Source organism: uncultured Aquitalea sp. (genome assembly GCF_945957525.1).
GTDB lineage: Bacteria > Pseudomonadota > Gammaproteobacteria > Burkholderiales > Chromobacteriaceae > Aquitalea.
On sequence record NZ_CAMFLA010000003.1, the window covers coordinates 1 to 20040 of the forward strand.

Sequence of the window (20040 nt, forward strand, 5' to 3'; positions counted from 1 at the left end):
TTAGACCGGTGCAAAATTAAGTGCAAAGCGGTGCAAATGTTCCCGCGCCGTTACAGTCGGCGTTGCGCGCGCGCGTGGCGGGCGCTTGCCTTACCGGCACGCTGGTGTGCCTGTTGCTTAGCCTGCCGGGCCTGCTGCCCGGGCTGTCGATGAGCGCGCCCCTGCCGGACGAGCTGATCAACAACACCGCGCTGAGTCTGACCTTTATCGTGGCTTCGCTGCTGCTGGCCACCCTCAGCGACAATCACCGCCGCAAAGAGCAAGAGCTGGAGGAGTTCCGTTCCCGCATCGATGCGCTGGTCAACAACAGCCCCAACCTGATGTCGCTCAAGGGGCTGGATGGCCGATTCTTGCTGGTGAATCGCGCCTATGCCCGCCTGCTGGGGGTAAGCGCGCAATCCATGGCCGGCAAAATGGCGGACGCCTATTTCGATACGGCCGACGCCGCCCGCATCCGCGAACAGGACGCCATGGTGCTGCAATGCCTGGAGGCGCGGCAGTTCGAGGAAGCCTTCACGCTGGGCGGCGAGCGCTACGACATGCTGGTGACCAAGTTTCCGCTGTTCGACAGCATGGGCCGTCCGGCCGGCGTCGGCAGCGTGGACACCGACCTGACTGGCATTCACCGCGAGGAAAAGGCCAAACGCGAGGCCGAGGCCAAGTACTGGGCGCTGGTGGAGCAAACGCTGGTAGGCATTTACATCATGCAGGACGAGAAGCTGGTGTATTGCAATCCCAAGTTGGCCTCCATCATCGGTTACACGGTGGACGAGTTGCGCGATGCCGGTCTGGAGCGTCTGTTGCCCGCCAATGAGGCCAGTCGCATCCGCTTGCAGATCAGTCGCCGGCTGCGCGAAAACATCCAGACCATGCACTACACCACGCGCGCCATCAGTCGCGACGGCATGCTGGTGGATCTGGAGATTCATAGCCGGCTGGTGGACTACGAAGGCAAGCCGGCGCTGATCGGCGTGGTGGTGGATATCTCCGACCGCATCGCGGCCGACGCCAATCTCAAGCTGGCGGCGCAGATTTTCGAGAACTCGGCCGAGGGCATCCTGATTCTGGATGCCGACACCCGCATCCTGGCCGTGAACAACGCGTTCACCAGCATTACCGGCTACAGCGAGGCGGAAGCGCTGGGGCAGGCTTCGCGCATTTTCGCCGAGGCCAACGGCCGGCCGTTGCTGGAAATGCAGACCGCACTGGACCGGCAGGGACACTGGCAGGGTGAAATGACCGACCGTCGCAAGAACGGCGATTGGTATCCGGCCGAGCTGTCCATCTCCGTGGTGCGCGATCCGAGCGGCATCTTGAGCAATTATGTGGCGGTGTTTTCCGACATCACCGTGCGCAAGCAGGCTGAAGAACGTTTGCAGTTTCTGGCCAATCACGATCCGCTGACTCACCTACCCAATCGCACCAGTCTGATTGCCCGGCTGGAGTCGTCCATTCTGGAAGCCGGCCCGCGCGGCGGCAAACTGGCGGTGATGTTCATCGACCTGGACCGTTTCAAGCTGATCAACGACTCATTCGGCCATCAGGCCGGCGACGAACTGCTGCGCGAAATCGGCCAGCGATTGTCGGCGGCCTTGGGCGACAAACACTTGCTGGCGCGACTGGGCGGCGATGAATTCACCTTGCTGCTCAGCGAGGTGGAGGATCAGGCCGAGCTGGCGAGTACGGCGGAGACTATTCTTGCCGTGCTGGGGCGCGGCTTGCGACTGGAAGAGCATGAGGTCTTCGTCACCGGCAGCATCGGCATCAGCGTATTCCCCAACGACGGCATCGACGCGCGCACCCTGCTCAAGAACGCCGACGTGGCCATGTACCGCGCCAAGGACGCCGGCAAGAACACCTATCAGTTCTTTGATGCGGAAATGAACAACCAGACTTTCGAGCGCCTGTTGCTGGAAAACGGTTTGCGGCTGGCGCTGGAGCGTGGCGAGTTCGAGTTGCACTATCAGCCGCAACTGACGGCCGACACGCGCGAGCTGGCCGGCGCCGAGGTGCTGATCCGCTGGCGGCATCCGCAGCTGGGCTTGGTGCCGCCGGTGCGTTTCATTCCGCTGGCGGAAGAAACCGGCCTGATCAAGCCCATTGGCGACTGGGTGTTGCAGGAAGCCTGTCGCCAGTTGGCGGAATGGGATGAGGTGGGCCTGAATGTGCCGCGCGTAGCGGTGAATTTGTCCGCCCGCCAATTTGAGCAGCAAACCCTGGTAGTGAACGTGGCGCGGGCGCTGGAGTCGGCCGGCCTGCCGGCGGACCGGCTAGAGCTGGAAATGACTGAAAGCATGATCATGCAGAACCCGATGGAGACGGTACGCCAACTGGGCGAACTCAAGGCCTTGGGGGTGTGGCTGTCCATCGATGACTTCGGCACCGGCTATTCCAGTCTTTCCCATCTCAAGCGTTTCCCGCTGGACACGCTCAAGATCGACCGCTCTTTCGTGGAAGGCTTGCCCGGCGACGAGGACAATGCCGCCATCGCCGAGGCCATTCTGGCCATGGCGCGCAAGCTCAAGTTCACCGTCGTGGCGGAGGGCGTGGAGCAGGCCGAGCAGGCGGATTTCCTGCAAATGAAAGGCTGCGCGCTGTTGCAGGGATATTTCTTCGGCAAACCTGTGCCGGCGGCCGAGTTTCCCGCTCTGGCGGTCATGTTGGCCTCGCAGTCGCGCCGGCGGGAGCCGGCCGACGACTGCGGCGGGTTATAGGGTTTGATGCCCACCGCGCGTCATTGACAGGCGCAGGCCGGACAAGCCGCCGGCTTTGCCGCTACAATGAACGGTTTCCGAATTCGCAAGGCAGACCGCGCAATGAGCAACAAGCGCCTGATTCACGGCTTTCACGCCATCAACGCCCGGCTGTGGCAAAACCCGAAGAGCCTGATCGAAATCTGGCTGGCCGGCGGCCGGCACGACGCCCGCGCCAAGGCCGTGCTGGACAAGGCGGCGGAAGAGGGCATCAAGCTGCACATCGTCGAGCGCGACCGCCTGGACAGCATGACCGGCAACGCGCGCCATCAGGGCGTGGTCGCCATGATCGACGCCAGCCGCAATCACGTGACGCTGGACGACGTGCTGGACAACCTGTCCGAGCCGCCCTTGCTGTTGATTCTGGACGGCGTGACCGATCCGCATAACCTCGGCGCTTGCCTGCGCGTGGCCGACGCCATGGGCGCACACGCCGTCATCGCACCAAAAGACCGCTCCGCCAGCCTTAACGCTACTGTCTCCAAAGTGGCCTGCGGCGCAGCCGAAGTGGTGCCTTACATTGCCGTTACCAATCTTGCCCGCACCCTGCGCGACCTCAAGGACGCAGGCGTATGGATCGCCGGCACCACCATGGAAGCGGATACCGATCTCTTCCATGTGGACGCCGCCGGCCCCTTGGCCTGGGTGATGGGCTCGGAAGGCGAGGGCATGCGCCGCCTCACGCGCGAGCATTGCGATGTGCTGGTGTCCATCCCCATGTTCGGCACGGTGGAAAGCCTCAATGTGTCGGTATCGTCCGGCATGGTGTTGGCAGAAAGCCGTCGCCAGCGCGTGCTGGCCGCCGATGCCAAAGCCTGACGCCCGGCCCGCCTTGAACAACGCCCTGCCGTCCCCTGCGGAGCAGGGCGTTTTGCTTGCCCGACTGGACGCCATTCTGACCGCGCACCCGCTGCTGTCGCCTTTACTGGACCAACTGGCTGTGCTGGTGCCGGATTGCTGGCTGGCGGCCGGTGCCGTGCGCGCGGCGGTGTGGGACTATCTGCACGGCTATCCACCATCCCTGCCGGTGGAAATCGATCTGGTTCATTACACGCAAGAGTGCGACGAAGCCGCGCTTGCCGCGCGTTTGCAGCCGGCGCTGCGCGCAAGGTTTGCCGAAGTGGCGGAGTGGGACATCGTCAATCAGGCCACCATCCATCATTGGCTGGCGCAGACGCAGGGGCAGCGTTGGCCTGCGTTTGACTCACTGGCCGCCGCCTTGGCCAGCTGGCCGGAAACCGCCACCGCCATTGCCGTGCGCCGCCGCGGCGGAATACTGGAGCTGATCGCACCCTTTGGTCTGGCGGACCTGTTTGCCGGCGTGGTGCGGCATAACCCGGCCCGTGTCCCGGCTGCGGTGTTTGAAGCGCGTCTCGAGAGCAAGGGCTGGCTGCTTCGCTGGCCGGATTTGATCTGCCGCAAGGGAACCTGATCACCGCTTCAGGCTCTATTGGCTTTATACCCTATGGGGGTATAAAGTACAGACATCCTGAAGGGAGCCTGATCATGCAACGCCGCCGTTTTCTTTCCAGCGCCGCCGCCCTGGCGCTCACCCCCTTGCTGTTGCGCCAGGCTTTTGCCGCCGGCAGCGCCAACATGAGCGAGATGGATCACGCCGCCATGGGCCATGGCCCGGTTGACGCGCCGCCGCCAGCCGTTGGCTTTGACTTGCCCAGCGGCCAGCCGCTGCCCGCTCCCCGCCTGCTGGCCAATCAGGCCGGCCCGGGGCGTTTTGTCGCGGCCCTGCAGGCTGCGCCGGCTGAGTTGCCCTTGTTGCCCGGCAACGCCGCCACCGTGTTCTGGGCTTATAACGGCCAAGTGCCCGGCCCCGCCATCGTGGCGCAGGAGGGCGACGAGGTGGACATCGCTTTCGCCAATCACCTGACCCAGCCCACCACTGTGCACTGGCACGGCATGCCGGTGCCGGCCGATCAGGATGGCGGCCCGCACTATCCGGTGGCCCCGCAGGGGCTGCGCCATTACCGATTTACCCTGCCTGCTGATTCGGCGGCCTCATACTGGTACCACCCGCATCCGCATGGCCTGACCGGTCGGCAAGCCTATATGGGGCTGGCCGGCGTGTTCGTGGTGAAAAGCAAGCAAGACCCGTTGGCCCATTTGCCCGAGCAATGGCTGGTGCTGTCCGATCTCAAGCTGGACACTGCGGGCCAGATTGCTGAAAACAGTATGGCGGACCGGCATGACGGCCGGGAAGGGCAGTTTGTGCTGGTGAACGGCGCCTGGCGTCCGCTGGTGACCTTGGCCGAAGGCGAGCGTCGCCGCTGGCGCGTCTGGAACGCCACCAGCGCCCGCATCCTGCGCATTGCCGTGCCGGCGCACGACCTGATGCTGGTGGGGACGGACGGCGGCCTGATTGCCGCTCCGCAACCGGTGACGGAATTGCTGCTTTCGCCGGGAGAGCGAGCGGAAGTCGTCATTACCGGCCGTTTCCGCGCGGGCCAGCCTGCTGGCGTGCTGGCGCGGCCATATCATCGGGGCAAGGCCATGAGCGCCGAACAGACTGACGACATCTTGTTGGCAAGCCTGGAGAGAGCGGCTCTTGGCAAGACGAACAGCGCCCCGGTGCCAGGCCGTTTGCGCGACATCCAGCCACTGCCGGCCCCGCAAGTGCGGCGCGAATTGCGCATCAGCGAAAACATGGCCGACATGAACGCCATGTTCCTCATCAACGGCAAGACTTTCGACATGAACCGCGCCGACTTCACCGGCAAGGCGGGCGAGGTCGAAGAGTGGACCTTGATCAGCGAAGCGCACATGGATCATCCCTTTCATATTCACGGCACCCGGTTTCAGGTGACTGCGCGCACCGAAGACGGCGTTTGGCGCGAAGAACCCTTCCTCGCTTGGCGCGACGTCGTGAACGTGCCGGCCGGAGAAAGCGTGCGCCTGCGGTTGCGCTTCGAGCGCCCGGGCCTGTGGATGTATCACTGCCACATCCTCGAGCATGAAGACGCGGGCATGATGGGCATGATCAAGGTGGAAGCCTGAGCCGGTGTTACACTGTCCTCCCCATAGACCGACACCCGTCTCGACATGACCCAGGCCAAGAACGCCGATTGCTGTCACACCCTGCCCGATGCCGCGGGCAAGACTGTCATCCAGCCCAACAAGGCGGCCCTGCTCAAGCGGCTGGCCCGCATCGAGGGCCAGGTGCGCGGCATCAGCGGCATGGTGGAGGCCGACCGCTACTGCGTGGACATCCTCACGCAGGTGGCGGCGGTGAAGTCGGCGCTGGACGCGGTGTCCATGCAGTTGCTGGAAAACCACATGAAAGGCTGCGTCAGCCGCGCCATGCAGGATGGCGACGCCACCGGCATGGTGACCGAGCTGATCGACGTGGTGAAGAAGGTCCGCTGAATTGACGGAGAATCCCGTGCAGAAAACGCTATTGCTGATGCTGGCTTTGCTGGCCACCCCTTTTTCGCAGGCCGCGCCGCTGCCTTTCGATACCTATATCCGCCTGCATCAGGACATGAGCGAGGCGGAGCTGCTACAGGTGGCGGGTAAGCCCGACTACATCAAGCCGCAGGCGGCCGATGCGGCGAATGCCGCGGGAGAGGGCGCGCGCTTCTTGTACTGGCTGGGCGCAGACGATCTGCCCTATACCACCCAGGTGGTCGTGGAGCGCGGTGTGGTTGTCGACATCCTGCGGGAACCCAAGCGCTGACGATGCATTGCTGATAACATCTCGGGCCTGCCGGTTTCGCCGCCGGAGGGTCCGTTTTTATTTGCCAAGGCCGCTGCACATGCGTACAATGCTGCGGTTTTACTACCTTGCTTTTTGCAACCGCATGGCAAAAAGCTGATACAGCCATAAGGAGTTAACATGCGTCATTACGAAATCGTGTTCATCGTCCACCCGGACCAGAGCGAACAGGTTCCGGCCATGATCGAGCGCTACAAGGGCATGGTTCTGGCCGCTGAAGGCAAGATCCACCGTCTGGAAGACTGGGGCCGCCGTCAACTGGCTTACCCGATCCAGAAGCTGCACAAGGCTCACTACGTTCTGATGAACGTTGAGTGCCAGGCCGAGACCCTCGCCGAAATCGAGCACGCCTTCAAGTTCAACGACGCTGTTCTGCGTCACCTGACCATCAAACTGGATCGCGCCATCACTGAAGCGTCCCCGATGATGAAGGACGAAAAGGCTAAGAACCTGCTGGATTCCCAGCAGCCGGCAGCCGAGGCTGAAGCCTCTGCCTGATTGGCAGGGACATAAGTCTTGCAGAACCGTCTGGTATTGACCGCGACGGTCGACCGCGAAGATGCCCTGCGCTACACCCCGGCCGGCATACCGGTAGTGGAAATGTGGCTCAGGCACCAGTCTAGACAGACTGCTGGCGGTTTCGAACGCGACGTGGCCTGTGAAATCCAGGCCGTGCTGATTGGAGAGAGTGCTCGGCAACAAGCCGGCAAACTGGCGGGTCAAACAGTGCAAGTCACTGGTTTTCTCGCACAGCGCAGCCTCAAAAATCCGCGGTTAGTACTCAATATCGAATATGTTGAATTTGTAAAAGGTTAGTCAAAATGGCTCGTCAACTCTTCAAGCGCAAGAAGTTCTGCCGCTTTACGGCAGAAGGCATCAAGGAAATCGACTACAAATCCGTTGATCTCCTGAAAGACTTCATCGCCGAAAACGGCAAAATCATCCCGGCTCGCATTACCGGCACCAAGGCTCGCTACCAGCGTCAGCTGACCACCGCTATCAAGCGTGCTCGCTTCCTGGCTTTCCTGCCTTACACCGACCAGCACTAAACCGGGAAAGGACTCAAGATGCAAATCATTCTGCTCGAAAAAGTCGCCAACCTGGGTCAACTGGGTGACGTGGTTAAGGTCAAGAACGGTTACGCTCGTAACTTCCTGATCCCGCAAGGCAAAGCCAAGCGCGCCACTGAAAACAATCTGAAAGAGTTCGAAGCTCGCCGCGCCGAACTGGAAGCCAAGCAAGCCGAAATCCTGGCCGACGCCAAGGTTCGCGCCGAGAAGCTGGCTGACGCCGTTATCACCATCAGCCAAAAGGCTGGCGTTGACGGCCGTCTGTTCGGTTCCGTGACCAACGTGGACGTGGCTGAAGCCGTTACCGCGTTCGGCGTGGAAATCAAGCGCCTCGAAGTTCGCCTGCCGAACGGCCCGTTCAAGGCCATCGGCGAGTACGACATCGAGATCGCTCTGCACCACGACGTGGTGACTCCGATCAAGATCGTTGTTGTCGGCGAAGCCTGATTCCCGTTTACGGAAATCGCTTCACGAAAAAGCCCGCCAATCGGCGGGCTTTTTTCATGTCTGCGCTCCGTGCGCGTCATTCGTCGGACAGCACGATGCGGGCGCGCAGGCCCGGTGCGCCGGCTTCGGCGATGGCCAGCAGGCGATCGATGTTGGGATGCTTGCCCGGGTTGTCGCGGGCGTCGGCGGTATGCTCGGCGTACAGCGCCAGTCCTTCGCGAGCGGCCTGGCGATCGATGTGGCCAAAGCGTTTCACCAGCGCATTGTAAACGCGTACGGAACCGGCAGTGCCGGGCTTGTTGTCCAGACGGACCAGTGGTTCGCCGCCGGCGTCCAGCAGCACGATGGCGTCAATGCCGTCGGTGGCCGGCAAGGTGTCGAGAATGTCCTTGAACAGGGCTTGGCTCATGAAAGGCTTTCGGGTGGATGGGGCGAAAGCCTGATTTTGCCTGTTAAGGCCAGCAAACAAAACCCCGCAGGGCGCGGTGTTTGCTGGCGTGGGAGCCTGGCGGCTTGAAGCGGCTAACAGCAATCAGTATCGCGGCTGAGGCAAGGCACGCCGATACCGGCAGTGCTTGAGTGCGGCAAGGATACGCAACTCGGCATCGGGAGTTTGTTAGCCGCGCGTGGTATCTGCGCATTATGGCGCGGATTGCCATGGACCCTGCTGGGTGCTTCGGCATACGGGGGAGAGGGTGGAGCATGACCCGCTTTGGGGAATTGAGCGCACTATCATGGTGCGCACTATCGGCAAGATGCGCCGCAGGCGGCGTGAATTGCCGCAATGTCAATGTAATTGACTATTGGTATCAATGCCTTGTCGTGCTGGCACGACTCCTGCTTATACGCAGGCAGCACTGGCGACGGAAAGCGACCCCTTTCTGTCTCGCGCCAGTCTGCAAAGGAGAAAGCAGAGCGGCAAAGCCGCCGGATCAAGGTTGGCCGAAGGTGGATGCTTCGGCCAACCTTTTCCATTTTCGGCACCGTACCGCAAAAGCGGCGCTTGCCGCGCCTCCGGTCTGCGACGGTTTGTTCAGGGCTGCTCGCCCATCAGATAACGCTTGCTCAGGCTCTTGAAGAGTTCGCTGCCGGCGGCCTCCAGCATTTCAAACAACACCATTTCACGGCTGACCAGCACGGCGCCGGCCTGTCGCATGCGCTCCAGACCCAGTTGGCGATCGCTCTCCTTGCGGCTGCCCACCGCGTCCGCCACCACATACACCTGCTTGCCCGCCGCCAGCAGATGCAGCACGGTTTGCAGCACGCAGACATGGGTTTCCATGCCGCAAACGATCACTTGTTCGCGTGCCAGCAAGCTGTCCGGCAAACAGTCGCCCGCCACGCAGGAGAAGTGCAGTTTGCTGACCACCGGCGCGCCGGGATATTCAGCCAACAAGTCCGCATGCGTATGGCCCAGTCCTTTGGGGTATTGCTCGGAAAATACCACCGGCAGCGCTGTGTCACGCGCAACGCCAACCAGCCAGCGGCAGGCGGCCAGCATGGCGTCGGCCTTGTCCACGGCGGGCAGCAGTTTGTCCTGTACATCCACCACCAGCAAGGTGGCATGGTCTTTTCGCATCAGCATGGCGTTCTCCTCACAAGACGACCACCCAGCATAACCGGGTCCGGCGCGCCAACCAAACCCCATTGCCGGCCTGACCAAGCGCGGCTGCTTGCGGCGCTTGACAACAGGGTAATCCCTTGATGGGCAAACGCGACGCTTGTGGCACTATCCTGCCATCACGATAGAGACCGCGCGCCGGCGTCTGGGCGCTTGTTCAAAGTCTGCCGCGCCGGCTGCGTGGCGACGCTTTGAAGAAGCGCCAAGGGTGGCAGGCGGCACGAAAAACCGGTTCGCAGACGGCGTGGGCGCGATGCGGAGCCGGTTTCTGGGAGAATCAAGCATGTTGCAGGACGCTTACCGCGAATTTCACCGCACCGTCACCGACACCATCGACCCGCGTCGGGTGTTTACCGACCCCTTGTCCACACTGGCCTACGGCACCGACGCCTCCTGTTACCGGCTGACGCCCAAGGTGGTGGTGAAGACGCAAAATGAGGACGAAGTGCGCGTCGTGTTGGCCGAAGCCGCGCGATTGGGGCTGCCGGTTACCTTCCGCGCCGCCGGCACATCCTTGTCCGGACAAGCGGTGAGCGATTCTATTCTGGTGGTGGTCAGCCAGGGCTGGACCGGTCTGGAGGTGTTGGAGGGCGGGGCAGCCATCCGTTTGCAGCCGGGCGTGGTGGGGGCGAGCGCCAATCAGGCGCTGGCGCCGTTTGGCCGCAAGATCGGCCCGGACCCGGCCACCATCAATTCGGCGATGATCGGCGGCATCGTCAACAACAACTCCAGCGGCATGTGCTGCGGTACGGCGCAAAATACCTACCAGACGCTGAAAAGCTTGCGGCTGGTGCTGGCGGACGGCACGGCGCTGGACAGCGGCGACCCGGCCAGCCGCGACGCCTTCCGCCGCAGCCATTCCGACCTGCTGGCCGGCATTGCCGCGCTATCGGCGCGCATCATGGCGGATGCGGAACTGGAAGTGCGCATCCGTCGCAAGTACAAGATGAAGAACACTACCGGCTACAGCCTTAACGCGCTGGTGGATTTCGACGATCCGCTGGACATGCTCTGCCGGCTGATCGTGGGTAGCGAAGGCACGCTGGCCTTCGTGTCCGAGGTGGTGTACCACACGGTGGAAGACCACCCCTGCAAAGCATCGGCATTGGTGTTGTACCCCACAATCAAGGACGCTTGCGACGCCATCAGCCTGCTGGCGCATCACAAGGACATCGTGTCCTCGGCGGAGCTGCTGGACCGCGCCAGCCTGCGCTCGGTGGAAAACAAGGCCGGCGTGCCGGCCGAGCTGAAAACGCTGGGCGAGGACGCCGCCGCCATCCTGATGGAAACCCGCGCGGCCACCGCTGGCGCACTGGCCGGCCAGACTGCCGCCATTACCGGTTTCATCAGCCACATTCCTCATCTGGGCGAGATCCGTTTTACCGATGTGGCTGAGGAGTACACCCGTCTGTGGAATATCCGCAAGGGGATGTTCCCCAGCGTGGGCGCCATGCGTGCCGCGGAAACCACGGTCATCATCGAAGATGTCGTGTTTCCCATCGAGCACCTTGCTGAGGGCACGCTCAAGCTGCAGGCGCTGTTCCGCCGCCACGGCTACGAAGAGGCCATCATTTTCGGCCATGCGCTGGAAGGCAATCTGCACTTTGTTTTCACCCCCAACTTCTCCGGCGAGGCGGAAATCCGCCGTTACGAGGCCTTCATCGAAGAGGTTTGCCGCCTGGTGGCTGTGGAGTATGAAGGGGCGGTCAAGGCCGAGCACGGCACCGGCCGCAATATGGCGCCCTTTGTTGAGATGGAGTGGGGGCCGGCGGCCTACCGCATCATGCAGGAAATCAAGGCGCTGTTTGATCCGGCGGGGATTCTCAATCCGGACGTGATCATCACCCACGACAAGCTGCTGCACGTGCGCGATCTCAAGCCGATTCCTTCGGCCAACCCCCTGATCGACAAGTGTATAGAATGCGGTTTCTGCGAGGTGATGTGCCCCAGCCGGGCGTTGACGCTGACACCGCGCCAGCGCATTGTCGCCAATCGGGAAATGGCCTCCTTGCGTCAGCAAGGCGGCAATGAGGAGCGGCTGGCGGCGCTGACGGCGGCCTACGACTATGCTGGCGATGCCACCTGCACCACCTGCGGCCTGTGCGAAACCGCCTGTCCGGTGGGCATCAATACCGGTTCGCTTACCAGCTTGTTGCGCGAAGCCGGCCTGTCCGACGTGGGGCAGGCGGTGGCGGGTCAGCTGGCTGAGCACTACGGCACAGCTACTGCACTGGCGCGCGGCGGCTTGCGCGTGTTGGGCATGGTGCAGGATGTGGCCGGCGATGCCGCCACCGGTGCGCTGATGCGCGGTCTGCGCAGCGTGGCCGGCAAGAGCGTGCCGCACTGGCAACCGGCTTTCCCGCGCGCGGCCGGCGCGCTGACGCTGTCTACTGGTAAAGCGAGCGAGCGCAAGGTGGTGTATCTGCCGTCCTGTCTGACCCGTACCTTTGCGCCATCGCCGCGCCAGGCCGATGCTCGTCCGCTCAACGAAGTGGTGGCTTCGGTGCTGGACAAGGCTGGCTATCAGCTGATTTATCCTGCCGATATGAACGGTCTGTGCTGCGGTACGCCGTTCAAGTCCAAGGGGGCGGTGGTCGCCGCGCGCGACAAGCTGGCCGAACTGACCACCGCCTTGCTGGCCGCCAGCGACAATGGCCGCTGGCCGGTCATCGTCGACAATGGGGTTTGTACCGTCAGCATGCTGGAAGGCATTCAGGACCCGCGCTTGCGCGTGTACGACGTCACCCGCTTTGTTGAGGAAGAAGCCGCGCAGTATCTGGCGTTTACGCCGCAGGAGGAAAGCGTGGCCCTGCATGTGGTGTGCTCCATGCGCAAAACCGGCCAGGCCGCCATGCTCAATGCGCTGGCGCGCCGCTGCGCGACGCGGGTGGTGGAGCCGCAGGGCATTACTTGTTGCGGCTTTGCCGGCGACAAGGGTTTCAGCACGCCGGAGCTCAACGCCAGCGCCTTGTCCGGCTTGCGCGCGCAGGTGAAGGATTGCGGCAGCGGTTTCTCCAACTCTGTTACTTGCGAGATCGGCCTGACCGAGCACGGCGGCATTCCCTACCAGAACCTGATGTATCTGGTGGATCGCGCCGCCCGGCCGAAAACCTGAGCGCGCAGCACGATACAAGAACCACCGGCAAAGCCTCGCAGGGCATCCGGAACAGAGCGGTGCAACGCAGACTCAGGGGGGGGCGGCGGGCCTCTGTGCCCGGCAGGCTTGTCCTGCCGGCTTGCCTTTGACATGATGGCCCTTCGATCAGTCATTCCACGCTGGTAAAGGGCCACATGCATTTCTCCATCCGCAGAATCGAACCCGCCGACGCCGCCGACATGGCGCGGCTGAGCAATGCGCCGGGCGTGGTGCGACATACCTCCCAACTGCCCTGCCACACAGAGGCCGCCTGGCGCAAGAAGCTGGACAGCCTGCCGGCCGACTGTCACTCGCTGGTGGCGGTGGATGAACAAGACCATGTGATCGCCAATGCCGGGCTGCTCCTGAATACGCGCCCTCGCTGTCGCCACGCCGCCACCCTGTTTCTGGTGGTGCATGACGACTGGCAAGGACAGGGCGTGGGCAAGGCCCTGCTGACGGCCCTGCTGGACCTGGCCGACAACTGGCTGGGCCTGAAGCGAATTGAACTGATGGCGCAGGCCGATAATGCGCGCGCCATCGGCTTGTACGAGCGCTTTGGTTTCCGGCACGAGGGCATCAGCCGGCAGGATATCTTGCAGGACGGCGTTTATGTGGACAGCGTCAATATGGCGCGATTGACGGGGCTGGAGGGGCGGGCATGAAAACCGCTTGCCATGTGCGTCACGCCACCCCCGAGGATGCAGCCGCCTTGCGCGAACTGCTAAGCCATCCATCCACCTACGGCAATACCCTGCAACTGCCTTACCCTTCGCTGCAGCAATGGCGCAACAGGCTGGGCAATGTGCCTGAGGGGCATTACCCCATGGTGGCGGAGCTGGAGGATGGCCGGGTGGTGGGCAATATCACGTTGTGGCGCGAGAGCGTGCCGCGACTGGCGCATGGCGCGTCGCTGGGCATTACCGTGCATCCGGCGTGGCAGGGATGCGGCATTGGCACGGCGCTGATGCGCGCCGCCATTGATTTCGCCGACAACTGGCTGGGATTGCACCGGCTGGAACTGACGGTGTTTACTGACAATCAGGCCGCTATCGCGCTGTATGAAAAGATGGGGTTTGCCGAAGAGGCCCTGCTGCGTGCTTATGCCTTCCGCGACGGCGCTTATCGGGACACGCTGAAAATGGCGCGTTTGCGCAGCGAGGCGCAGGCAAAAAAATAACGCCATCAAGGGATGGCGTTTTTGCAATAAACAACACAACAAAGGAGGAAGCTGCCTGCCTTGCGGCAGTAGCTCGCCAACAGAATGACGAGCTGAGAAATACATCACAGTGTCGACATTATCCAATGTGGCCGTCCAGTTTTCATTCATGATGCCGACATGAGCTGGTGGGAATGCGACGCGCATTGCGTGCGAACATGAAAAAGGCGGGGATATTCCCCGCCTTTTTCATTGCCGCCGTCCTGATGGCCTTGGCGAGCGGTTCAGGCTTCGCTGTGTCCGGACTTTCTGGCTTGAGAAGCCGTATCAAGCGCGGCTGACAAAAACTCGCAGAGCCCCTGAGCCAAGGCGCAACGCAGGATCAGGGGCTTTGCTGGCGAGTCTAGACATCCTGCCCTTCAACAATACCGTCATGGCTGGCGGCATGGCGCGGCAGGATCAGATTGAGCGCGATGGCCAGAATGGAGCACAGACCCACGCCGGCCAGCTCCAGCCCGCCCAGCTTCAAGGTGAGGCCGCCGATGCCGGCAGTCAGCACCACCGAGATGATGACCAGATTGCGCGGCTCCATCAGATCCACCTTGGCTTCGATCAGCGTTTTCAGACCGATGGAAGCGATGGTGCCGAACAACAGCACCATGATGCCGCCCATCACCGGCATGGGGATGGATTGCAACAGGGCGTTGAACTTGCCAAAGAAGGCCATGCAGATGGCGAACACGGCGGCCCAGGTCATGGTGACCGGGTTGAAGTTGCGGGTAATCATCACCGCGCCGGTGACTTCAGCATAGGTGGTAACCGGCGGGCCGCCAATCAGGCCGGCCACGCACACGCCCAGACCGTCGCCGGTGAGGGTGCGATGCAGACCAGGGTTCTTGGTGTAGTCCTTGCCGGTAACGCCGCCGATGGCCATGACGCCGCCGATGTGCTCGATGGACGGTGCAATGGCGACGGGCAACATGAACAGCGCGGCCGCCCAGTTGACTTCAGGCGAGTGGAACACCGGGGCGGCGAACCACGGCGCGTTGGCCAGCTTGGCGAAGTCCACCACGCCGAGGAAGGCCGCGGCGATGTAGCCGACAATCACGCCGGATAGGATGGGCACCAGCTTGAAGATGCCGCGCGCGTAGATGGAAACGATGATGGTGGTGGCCAGCGAAATGGCGGCCAGCAGCATGGATGTTTCGTAGGGCATCACCTGCTTGCCGCCCGCCTGGCCCATGGCCATGCCGGACGCAGCGGTGGCCACGGACAGACCGATGATCATGATCACCGGGCCGATCACTACCGGCGGCAGCAGGCGGTTGACCAGCGCCATGCCGCGCCAGCGCACGATGGCGGCGAACACGAAGTACATGAAGCCGGCGCAAAACAGGCCGAACATGGTGGCGGCCTGACCCCAAGTATGCATCGAGTAGATGATGGGGCCGATAAAGGCAAAGGACGAGCCGAGAAAAATCGGCACCTGGCGGCCCGTGCACAGCTGGAACAGCAGGGTGCCGATGCCGGCGCCCAGGAGCGCCATGGCGGGGTTGAGGCCGGTCAAGAGCGGCACCAGCACCAGCGCGCCGAAAGCGACGAACAGGATCTGGGCGCCGGAGACGGCCAGTTTGACTTGTTGGAACATACCAATCCCTCGTTGTTGAAATGTTGTCGGGGTGTTTCACATTGCGACGCGCCGTAGCGGCGACGCGCCGGAATCCTTGATTGCGTTTGCCGGCCGCGCGCTTACACCGTGCAGTACATCACCGCCTGGGCGATGATGTTGTTCTGATCCCGGGCCAGCGCGCTGTGCCGCTTGAAGTCCAGCACCATCGCCTGAACCCGTGCATAGGTATCGAAGTTGGGCAGGGACTGGTAGCCGATGTCCACGCCCAGTCGCGCCGCCACTTTCTTGATGGTGGTGGGCTTGATGCAGACATGTTCATCCGGTCGGCTGTAGGCCAGAAAACAGGTGACCACCGGCCACTTGGCCGGATTGGCGTTGTTGTCGTTGCGGCACAGCTGCAGCGCCTCGACGAAACGGGTGAAGCTGTCCGGCCCGAAGCGATGCAGCAGATCGAACAAGGCCTCCAGAAACGGGCGATGCACATCGCGAAACGCCAGATAGTTGCGGAAGGCCATTTTCTCGAAGGTGCTGACCGTAGTGCTGCGGCCGATGATCTGGCGACAGGTTTCGGTCAGCTCCGCCAGCCGGTTTTCCGACAGCGCGGCGGTCATGGCCTCTTCGGCCAACCCTTCGCGGCAAAGCCGCATCACGCTGTCCACGCTCTTGTGTTTCTTGCCCAGCGCCTGCCAGTCGGGGTCGGCCAGCCCGCCGGGAAAACGCAGCAGAAAGTCGTGATCGATATCTTGCCAGGCGGTCATGGGCGGGTCCTTGTGCTGGGGCGTCGGCAAACGCGGCTTGCAAAAAAGCCGCCTGACCCGGGTGGGGGCAAGCGGCGGTGCGGTCAATGCGGCATGGCTCAGGCGTGCTTGGTGCCGAAGATCTTGTCGCCGGCGTCGCCCAGACCCGGAATGATGTAGCCGTTCTCATTGAGATGGCTGTCCAGCGAAGCGGCGTACAGTTGCACGTCGGGGTGGGCTTCGTTGACGATTTTCACGCCTTCGGGCGCGGCCACCATCACCACGGCCTTGATTTGCTTGCAGCCCTTGCGCTTGAGCAGATCGATGGTGGCCACCATCGAACCGCCGGTGGCCAGCATCGGGTCGATGATGATGGCGATGCGCTCGTCTAGGCTGTCGACGAATTTCTCGAAGTAGGACACCGGCTCCAGCGTCTCTTCGTTGCGGGCCAGGCCCACCACGCTGATCTTGGCGGAGGGCACCAGGTCGAGAACGCCGTCCAGCATGCCGATGCCGGCGCGCAGGATGGGGACGACAGTCACCTTCTTGCCCTTGATTTGCTGGATTTCGATTTCGCCGCACCAGCCTTCAATGGTGGTGGCTTCCAGTTCGAAGTCGCGGGTGGCTTCGTAGGCGAGCAGGCGGGCCAGCTCCTGGGTCAGCTGGCGGAATTTCATGGTGCTGATATCGCCTTCGCGCAGAAGACCGAGTTTGTGTTGCACCAGCGGATGTTTGACGACGTGAATGTTCATGCTTTCCCTACCTTGCGAAAAAGCTGCCCTGACGCCGTCGGGTGACGACTGGAGCAGCTTCTTTCAGATATGCGAAACCGGCCGGGTTGCCGCGGCCGGTCTGTGAATGAGGTATGGGGCGGTATTCTACCGCTTTTCCCATTCGGAAATCCACGGGAGCAAACCCTCGGCGGGCAAGGGTGGCGCACAAATGTAACCTTGCACCGCCTGGCAGCCCAATTCGGTGAGCACGGTCAGGTCCGCGGCGTCTTCCACGCCCATGGCGATGGTGGCGAGGCCTTCGCGCCGGCCCAGCTCCAGCGCCTCGGCCAGAATGGCGCGCAAGTGATCGTTGGCGCTGGCGCCCTGTACAAAGGCGCGGTCGATTTTCAGGGTGCTGAAGCGGTTGGCGCGGATGTGCTCGGTCAGCCCGACGCCGATGCCGAACTCATCGGCGGCCACGCCGAAGCCGGCTTCGCGCAGTTCCAGCAGCTTGGGTGCGGCTAGCGGCCAGTGCTGGCGCAGGGTGCTTTCCGAGAACTCCAGCGTCAGGCTGGCGGCGGACAGGCCGGCGATACGGGTTTTCTGCTGCAGATGGCCGGCCAGTTGCGGATCGGCCAGCAATTGCGAAGACAGGTTGATGGAGATGGGCAGGTCCAGCCCATGGTCCAGCCAGTCGCGGCAGGCGTACAGCGATTTTTCCAGAATCAGCTCGGTGAGTTCGCGGATCATGCCGCGTTCTTCCATCACCGGCACAAAGGTAACGGGGGAGAGCACGCCCAGCGCCGGGTGGCGCCAACGCGCCAAGGCTTCCACGCCGATCACCCGGCGGCTGGCGATATCGACGATGGGTTGAAAGTAGGGCACCAGCTGGTCATTGACCAGTGCTTTCCAGATTTCATCCACCGGCATGGCGCCGTTGTCGCCGCCGGAGGGGGAGGTATTGGAACTTGTCATCGTTTTTCTCTGTGTTCTCGTTGTGTGGTCTACCCCGGCCAGCCCCGCTTCGGCCAACCTTTGCTCTGATTGTAAGACAGCCTGCAGCGCGCGATAAGCCCGGCGACGAACGGACAATAAAAAACCCGGCGCGGCCGGGTTTTTTATTGTGAGGATCACAGATCCTTCAGTATTTCCTGCAGTTCGCCGGATTGGTACATCTCATACATGATGTCCGAACCGCCGATGAACTCGCCCTTGACGTAAAGCTGCGGGATGGTGGGCCAGTTGGAGTATTCCTTGATGCCCTGACGCACGTCCGCGTCTTGCAGCACGTCGACGGTCTTGATGGTTTCCACGCCGCAGGCCTTCAGGATCTGCACGGCGCGGGAGGAAAAACCGCATTGCGGAAACTGGGCGGAACCCTTCATGTACAGCACGACGGGGTTCTGGGTGACGGTGTCCTTGATGACTTCCTGGATATCCATGGAGCAAATCCTTGCGTTGAAGCGGGCAAACAGAAAGGATTGCCCAAATACTTGACTGATTCTATGGGTTATTTTACGTAAGCCGACCGGGCTGGTCAATTTGCCTGTTGCTGTTTGCGTAAATTAGCCAGGTAGATGGCAGCCTGACCGTCGTACAGCGCATGGCGGTTCATGAAGCGCGACACATTGGTGGCCACCAATGCCGTGGCCATCAAAGGAATGATCATGCTGGAGGAAGAGGACGTCATTTCCATGACAATGACGAAGCCGGTCATCGGCGCGCGGGTCATGCCGGAGAAAAACGCCACCATGCCCAGCAGCACCATGGCCGCTTGCGGCAGGTAAGGCAGCAGCAGGGACAGGTTCAGACCCACGCCGGCGCCCACAGCCAGAGAGGGTGCGAAAATGCCGCCGGGCGCGCCGCTGATGTAGGTGATGAGCAGCGACAGTAGCTTGAGTGCCCCGTAGTCCTGCATGCCGCCGCCTCCGCCTTCAAGGATTTCCCTCGCGCGGAAGTAGCCGGTGCCGAAGGTGATGCCGTCGCTGGCGATGCCGATCACCGCCAGCAACAGGCCGCAGACGATGGCGAACAGGATCGGATAGCCGGCACGCCAGCGATGAAGCGGGCCCGGCAGGCGTTCGGACAGGGCGAGAATGGCGCGGCTGGTGAGGCCGCCGATCAGTCCGCCGAGGATGCCGCAGACCGGGATGGCCAGCCAGCCGGACTGCAAGTCCATTGCCACCGAGACCACGCCGAAATAGTTGTAGTTGCCCAGCAGCGCTACCGCCGTGATACCGGCAAGGATCACCGACAGCAGGATGGTGGAGCTGGCGCGTTGGTCAAAGGTACGGCCCATTTCCTCGATGGCGAACACGATCCCCGCCAACGGGGTATTGAACGCGGCGGCCACGCCGGCGGCCGCGCCGGCGAGGATGAAGCTGCGCGCCACGCCTTCGTGTCGCAAGGCCGCTTCGCGATTGAGGGAGTATTTGATGGCGGCGCCCATCTGCACGATTGGGCCTTCATAGCCCATGGTGGCCCCGCTACTGATGCCCACCAGCGTCATTACCATCTTGCCCACGGCAGCGCGGATGGTGAGGATGCGCTCGCGCAGATTGTGCATGCCGGGCTGCATCGCCACGATGGCCTGCGGAATGCCGCCGCCGCCTGCGCCGGGAAACAGCGCGCGCAGCATCCACACCGACAGCGCGAGGCCGGCGGGCGTGATCAGCAGTGCCCAGTAAGGCGACTGATCGTAGATGCGGTAGAAAATCTCGTGGGAAATGTGGCTGCCGTTGGAGAACACCACCGCCACCAGACCGATGAGAATGGCGGCGATCCAGATAGGCGCGCGTCGTCGCCAGAGTGCCATGGACAGGTATAAATACCGGACACGGCGGCTGGCGCGCAGGCTGTGCTGGCCCAGCCGTCTGGCGACTCTGGAATCTGGCATGGGGGTGAAAACTCCTGGGGGTAGGGGGCAAGAGCGGCTGACGTCGCTCCCGCTTCACACCGGCGCGGGGGCTTTGTCTGATGCTGTCAGCCGTTCTGTCAGGAGGTCGGGTTTGTCCGTGCGCTCAGCATCAGGCGCAAGTATTTCCGAC

At 62.5% G+C, this 20040-nt stretch carries 21 protein-coding genes; 13 read left to right on the plus strand and 8 right to left on the minus strand.

Features of this window, described 5'->3' with window-relative positions; translation table 11 throughout:
• Nucleotides 1–20: 20 nt before the first annotated feature.
• The 10 genes from Q0P52_RS03295 (at nt 21) to rplI (ending at nt 7997) form a co-directional block, all read left to right on the plus strand.
• Nucleotides 21–2714, plus strand: a complete 2694-nt coding sequence (locus tag Q0P52_RS03295) for an EAL domain-containing protein (protein ID WP_293813654.1) — start codon at nt 21–23, stop codon at nt 2712–2714.
• Nucleotides 2715–2816: 102 nt separating this feature from the next.
• Nucleotides 2817–3572, plus strand: coding sequence for a 23S rRNA (guanosine(2251)-2'-O)-methyltransferase RlmB (rlmB, locus tag Q0P52_RS03300; protein WP_293764096.1), 756 nt, complete (start codon nt 2817–2819; stop codon nt 3570–3572).
• Entirely contained in the window at nt 3559–4185 is a 627-nt protein-coding gene (locus Q0P52_RS03305) for a nucleotidyltransferase family protein (protein ID WP_293763914.1), read from the plus strand. The genes rlmB and Q0P52_RS03305 overlap by 14 nt, the downstream gene beginning before the upstream one ends.
• A gap of 74 nt (nt 4186–4259) precedes the next feature.
• Entirely contained in the window at nt 4260–5762 is a 1503-nt protein-coding gene (locus tag Q0P52_RS03310) for a multicopper oxidase family protein (protein WP_293763917.1), read from the plus strand.
• A 45-nt stretch (nt 5763–5807) separates the two neighbouring features.
• Nucleotides 5808–6131, plus strand: a complete 324-nt coding sequence (locus tag Q0P52_RS03315) for a metal-sensitive transcriptional regulator (RefSeq protein WP_293763919.1) — start codon at nt 5808–5810, stop codon at nt 6129–6131.
• Between the two features lie 16 nt (nt 6132–6147).
• Complete coding sequence (locus Q0P52_RS03320; RefSeq protein WP_293763921.1) at nt 6148–6441, plus strand: hypothetical protein; 294 nt, start codon at nt 6148–6150, stop codon at nt 6439–6441.
• 159 nt (nt 6442–6600) lie between these two features.
• A complete protein-coding gene (gene rpsF / locus Q0P52_RS03325) occupies nt 6601–6978 on the plus strand; it encodes a 30S ribosomal protein S6 (protein WP_293763923.1) in 378 nt (125 codons plus the stop codon).
• An 18-nt stretch (nt 6979–6996) separates the two neighbouring features.
• Nucleotides 6997–7296, plus strand: coding sequence for a primosomal replication protein N (priB, locus tag Q0P52_RS03330; RefSeq protein ID WP_293763926.1), 300 nt, complete (start codon nt 6997–6999; stop codon nt 7294–7296).
• Between the two features lie 5 nt (nt 7297–7301).
• Nucleotides 7302–7529 (plus strand): 30S ribosomal protein S18, encoded by a 228-nt coding sequence (gene rpsR / locus Q0P52_RS03335; protein WP_011137185.1) that lies wholly within the window; start codon nt 7302–7304, stop codon nt 7527–7529.
• An 18-nt stretch (nt 7530–7547) separates the two neighbouring features.
• On the plus strand, nt 7548–7997 hold the full coding sequence (gene rplI / locus Q0P52_RS03340; RefSeq protein WP_293763982.1) for a 50S ribosomal protein L9: 450 nt from the start codon (nt 7548–7550) through the stop codon (nt 7995–7997).
• Nucleotides 7998–8073: 76 nt separating this feature from the next.
• Here the strand turns inward: rplI and Q0P52_RS03345 are convergent, their stop codons facing one another.
• Entirely contained in the window at nt 8074–8406 is a 333-nt protein-coding gene (locus tag Q0P52_RS03345) for a DUF2322 family protein (protein ID WP_293763984.1), read from the minus strand.
• Between the two features lie 624 nt (nt 8407–9030).
• Entirely contained in the window at nt 9031–9582 is a 552-nt protein-coding gene (locus tag Q0P52_RS03350) for a hydrolase (RefSeq protein ID WP_293763987.1), read from the minus strand.
• 319 nt (nt 9583–9901) lie between these two features.
• On the opposite strand from Q0P52_RS03350, the gene Q0P52_RS03355 reads away from it, so the two are divergent.
• The 3 genes from Q0P52_RS03355 (at nt 9902) to Q0P52_RS03365 (ending at nt 13934) form a co-directional block, all read left to right on the plus strand.
• A complete protein-coding gene (locus tag Q0P52_RS03355; protein ID WP_293763989.1) occupies nt 9902–12733 on the plus strand; it encodes an FAD-binding and (Fe-S)-binding domain-containing protein in 2832 nt (943 codons plus the stop codon).
• A 176-nt stretch (nt 12734–12909) separates the two neighbouring features.
• Nucleotides 12910–13419: a GNAT family N-acetyltransferase gene (locus Q0P52_RS03360; RefSeq protein WP_293763991.1), complete on the plus strand. Its 510-nt coding sequence runs from the start codon at nt 12910–12912 to the stop codon at nt 13417–13419.
• Nucleotides 13416–13934 carry a GNAT family N-acetyltransferase gene (locus tag Q0P52_RS03365; RefSeq protein ID WP_293763994.1) on the plus strand — a complete coding sequence of 173 codons (519 nt, stop codon included), beginning with the start codon at nt 13416–13418 and terminating at the stop codon, nt 13932–13934. Before Q0P52_RS03360 ends, Q0P52_RS03365 begins: the two co-directional genes overlap by 4 nt.
• Nucleotides 13935–14316: 382 nt before the next feature.
• Here Q0P52_RS03365 and Q0P52_RS03370 read toward each other — a convergent pair whose 3' ends face one another.
• From Q0P52_RS03370 to Q0P52_RS03395, 6 genes are all read right to left on the minus strand, one after another.
• Nucleotides 14317–15561 (minus strand): uracil-xanthine permease family protein, encoded by a 1245-nt coding sequence (locus Q0P52_RS03370; RefSeq protein ID WP_293763997.1) that lies wholly within the window; start codon nt 15559–15561, stop codon nt 14317–14319.
• Nucleotides 15562–15662: 101 nt separating this feature from the next.
• Nucleotides 15663–16301 carry a hypothetical protein gene (locus tag Q0P52_RS03375; protein ID WP_293764000.1) on the minus strand — a complete coding sequence of 213 codons (639 nt, stop codon included), beginning with the start codon at nt 16299–16301 and terminating at the stop codon, nt 15663–15665.
• A 98-nt stretch (nt 16302–16399) separates the two neighbouring features.
• Nucleotides 16400–17032, minus strand: coding sequence for a uracil phosphoribosyltransferase (gene upp, locus Q0P52_RS03380; protein ID WP_293764003.1), 633 nt, complete (start codon nt 17030–17032; stop codon nt 16400–16402).
• Nucleotides 17033–17158: 126 nt separating this feature from the next.
• The gene (locus Q0P52_RS03385; protein WP_293764006.1) at nt 17159–17968 is read right to left on the minus strand and encodes an EAL domain-containing protein; all 810 of its coding nucleotides are present in this window, start codon (nt 17966–17968) and stop codon (nt 17159–17161) included.
• Between the two features lie 155 nt (nt 17969–18123).
• Complete coding sequence (gene grxD / locus Q0P52_RS03390; protein ID WP_293764009.1) at nt 18124–18435, minus strand: Grx4 family monothiol glutaredoxin; 312 nt, start codon at nt 18433–18435, stop codon at nt 18124–18126.
• A 95-nt stretch (nt 18436–18530) separates the two neighbouring features.
• A complete protein-coding gene (locus Q0P52_RS03395) occupies nt 18531–19889 on the minus strand; it encodes a chloride channel protein (RefSeq protein ID WP_293764012.1) in 1359 nt (452 codons plus the stop codon).
• Nucleotides 19890–20040: the final 151 nt, after the last annotated feature.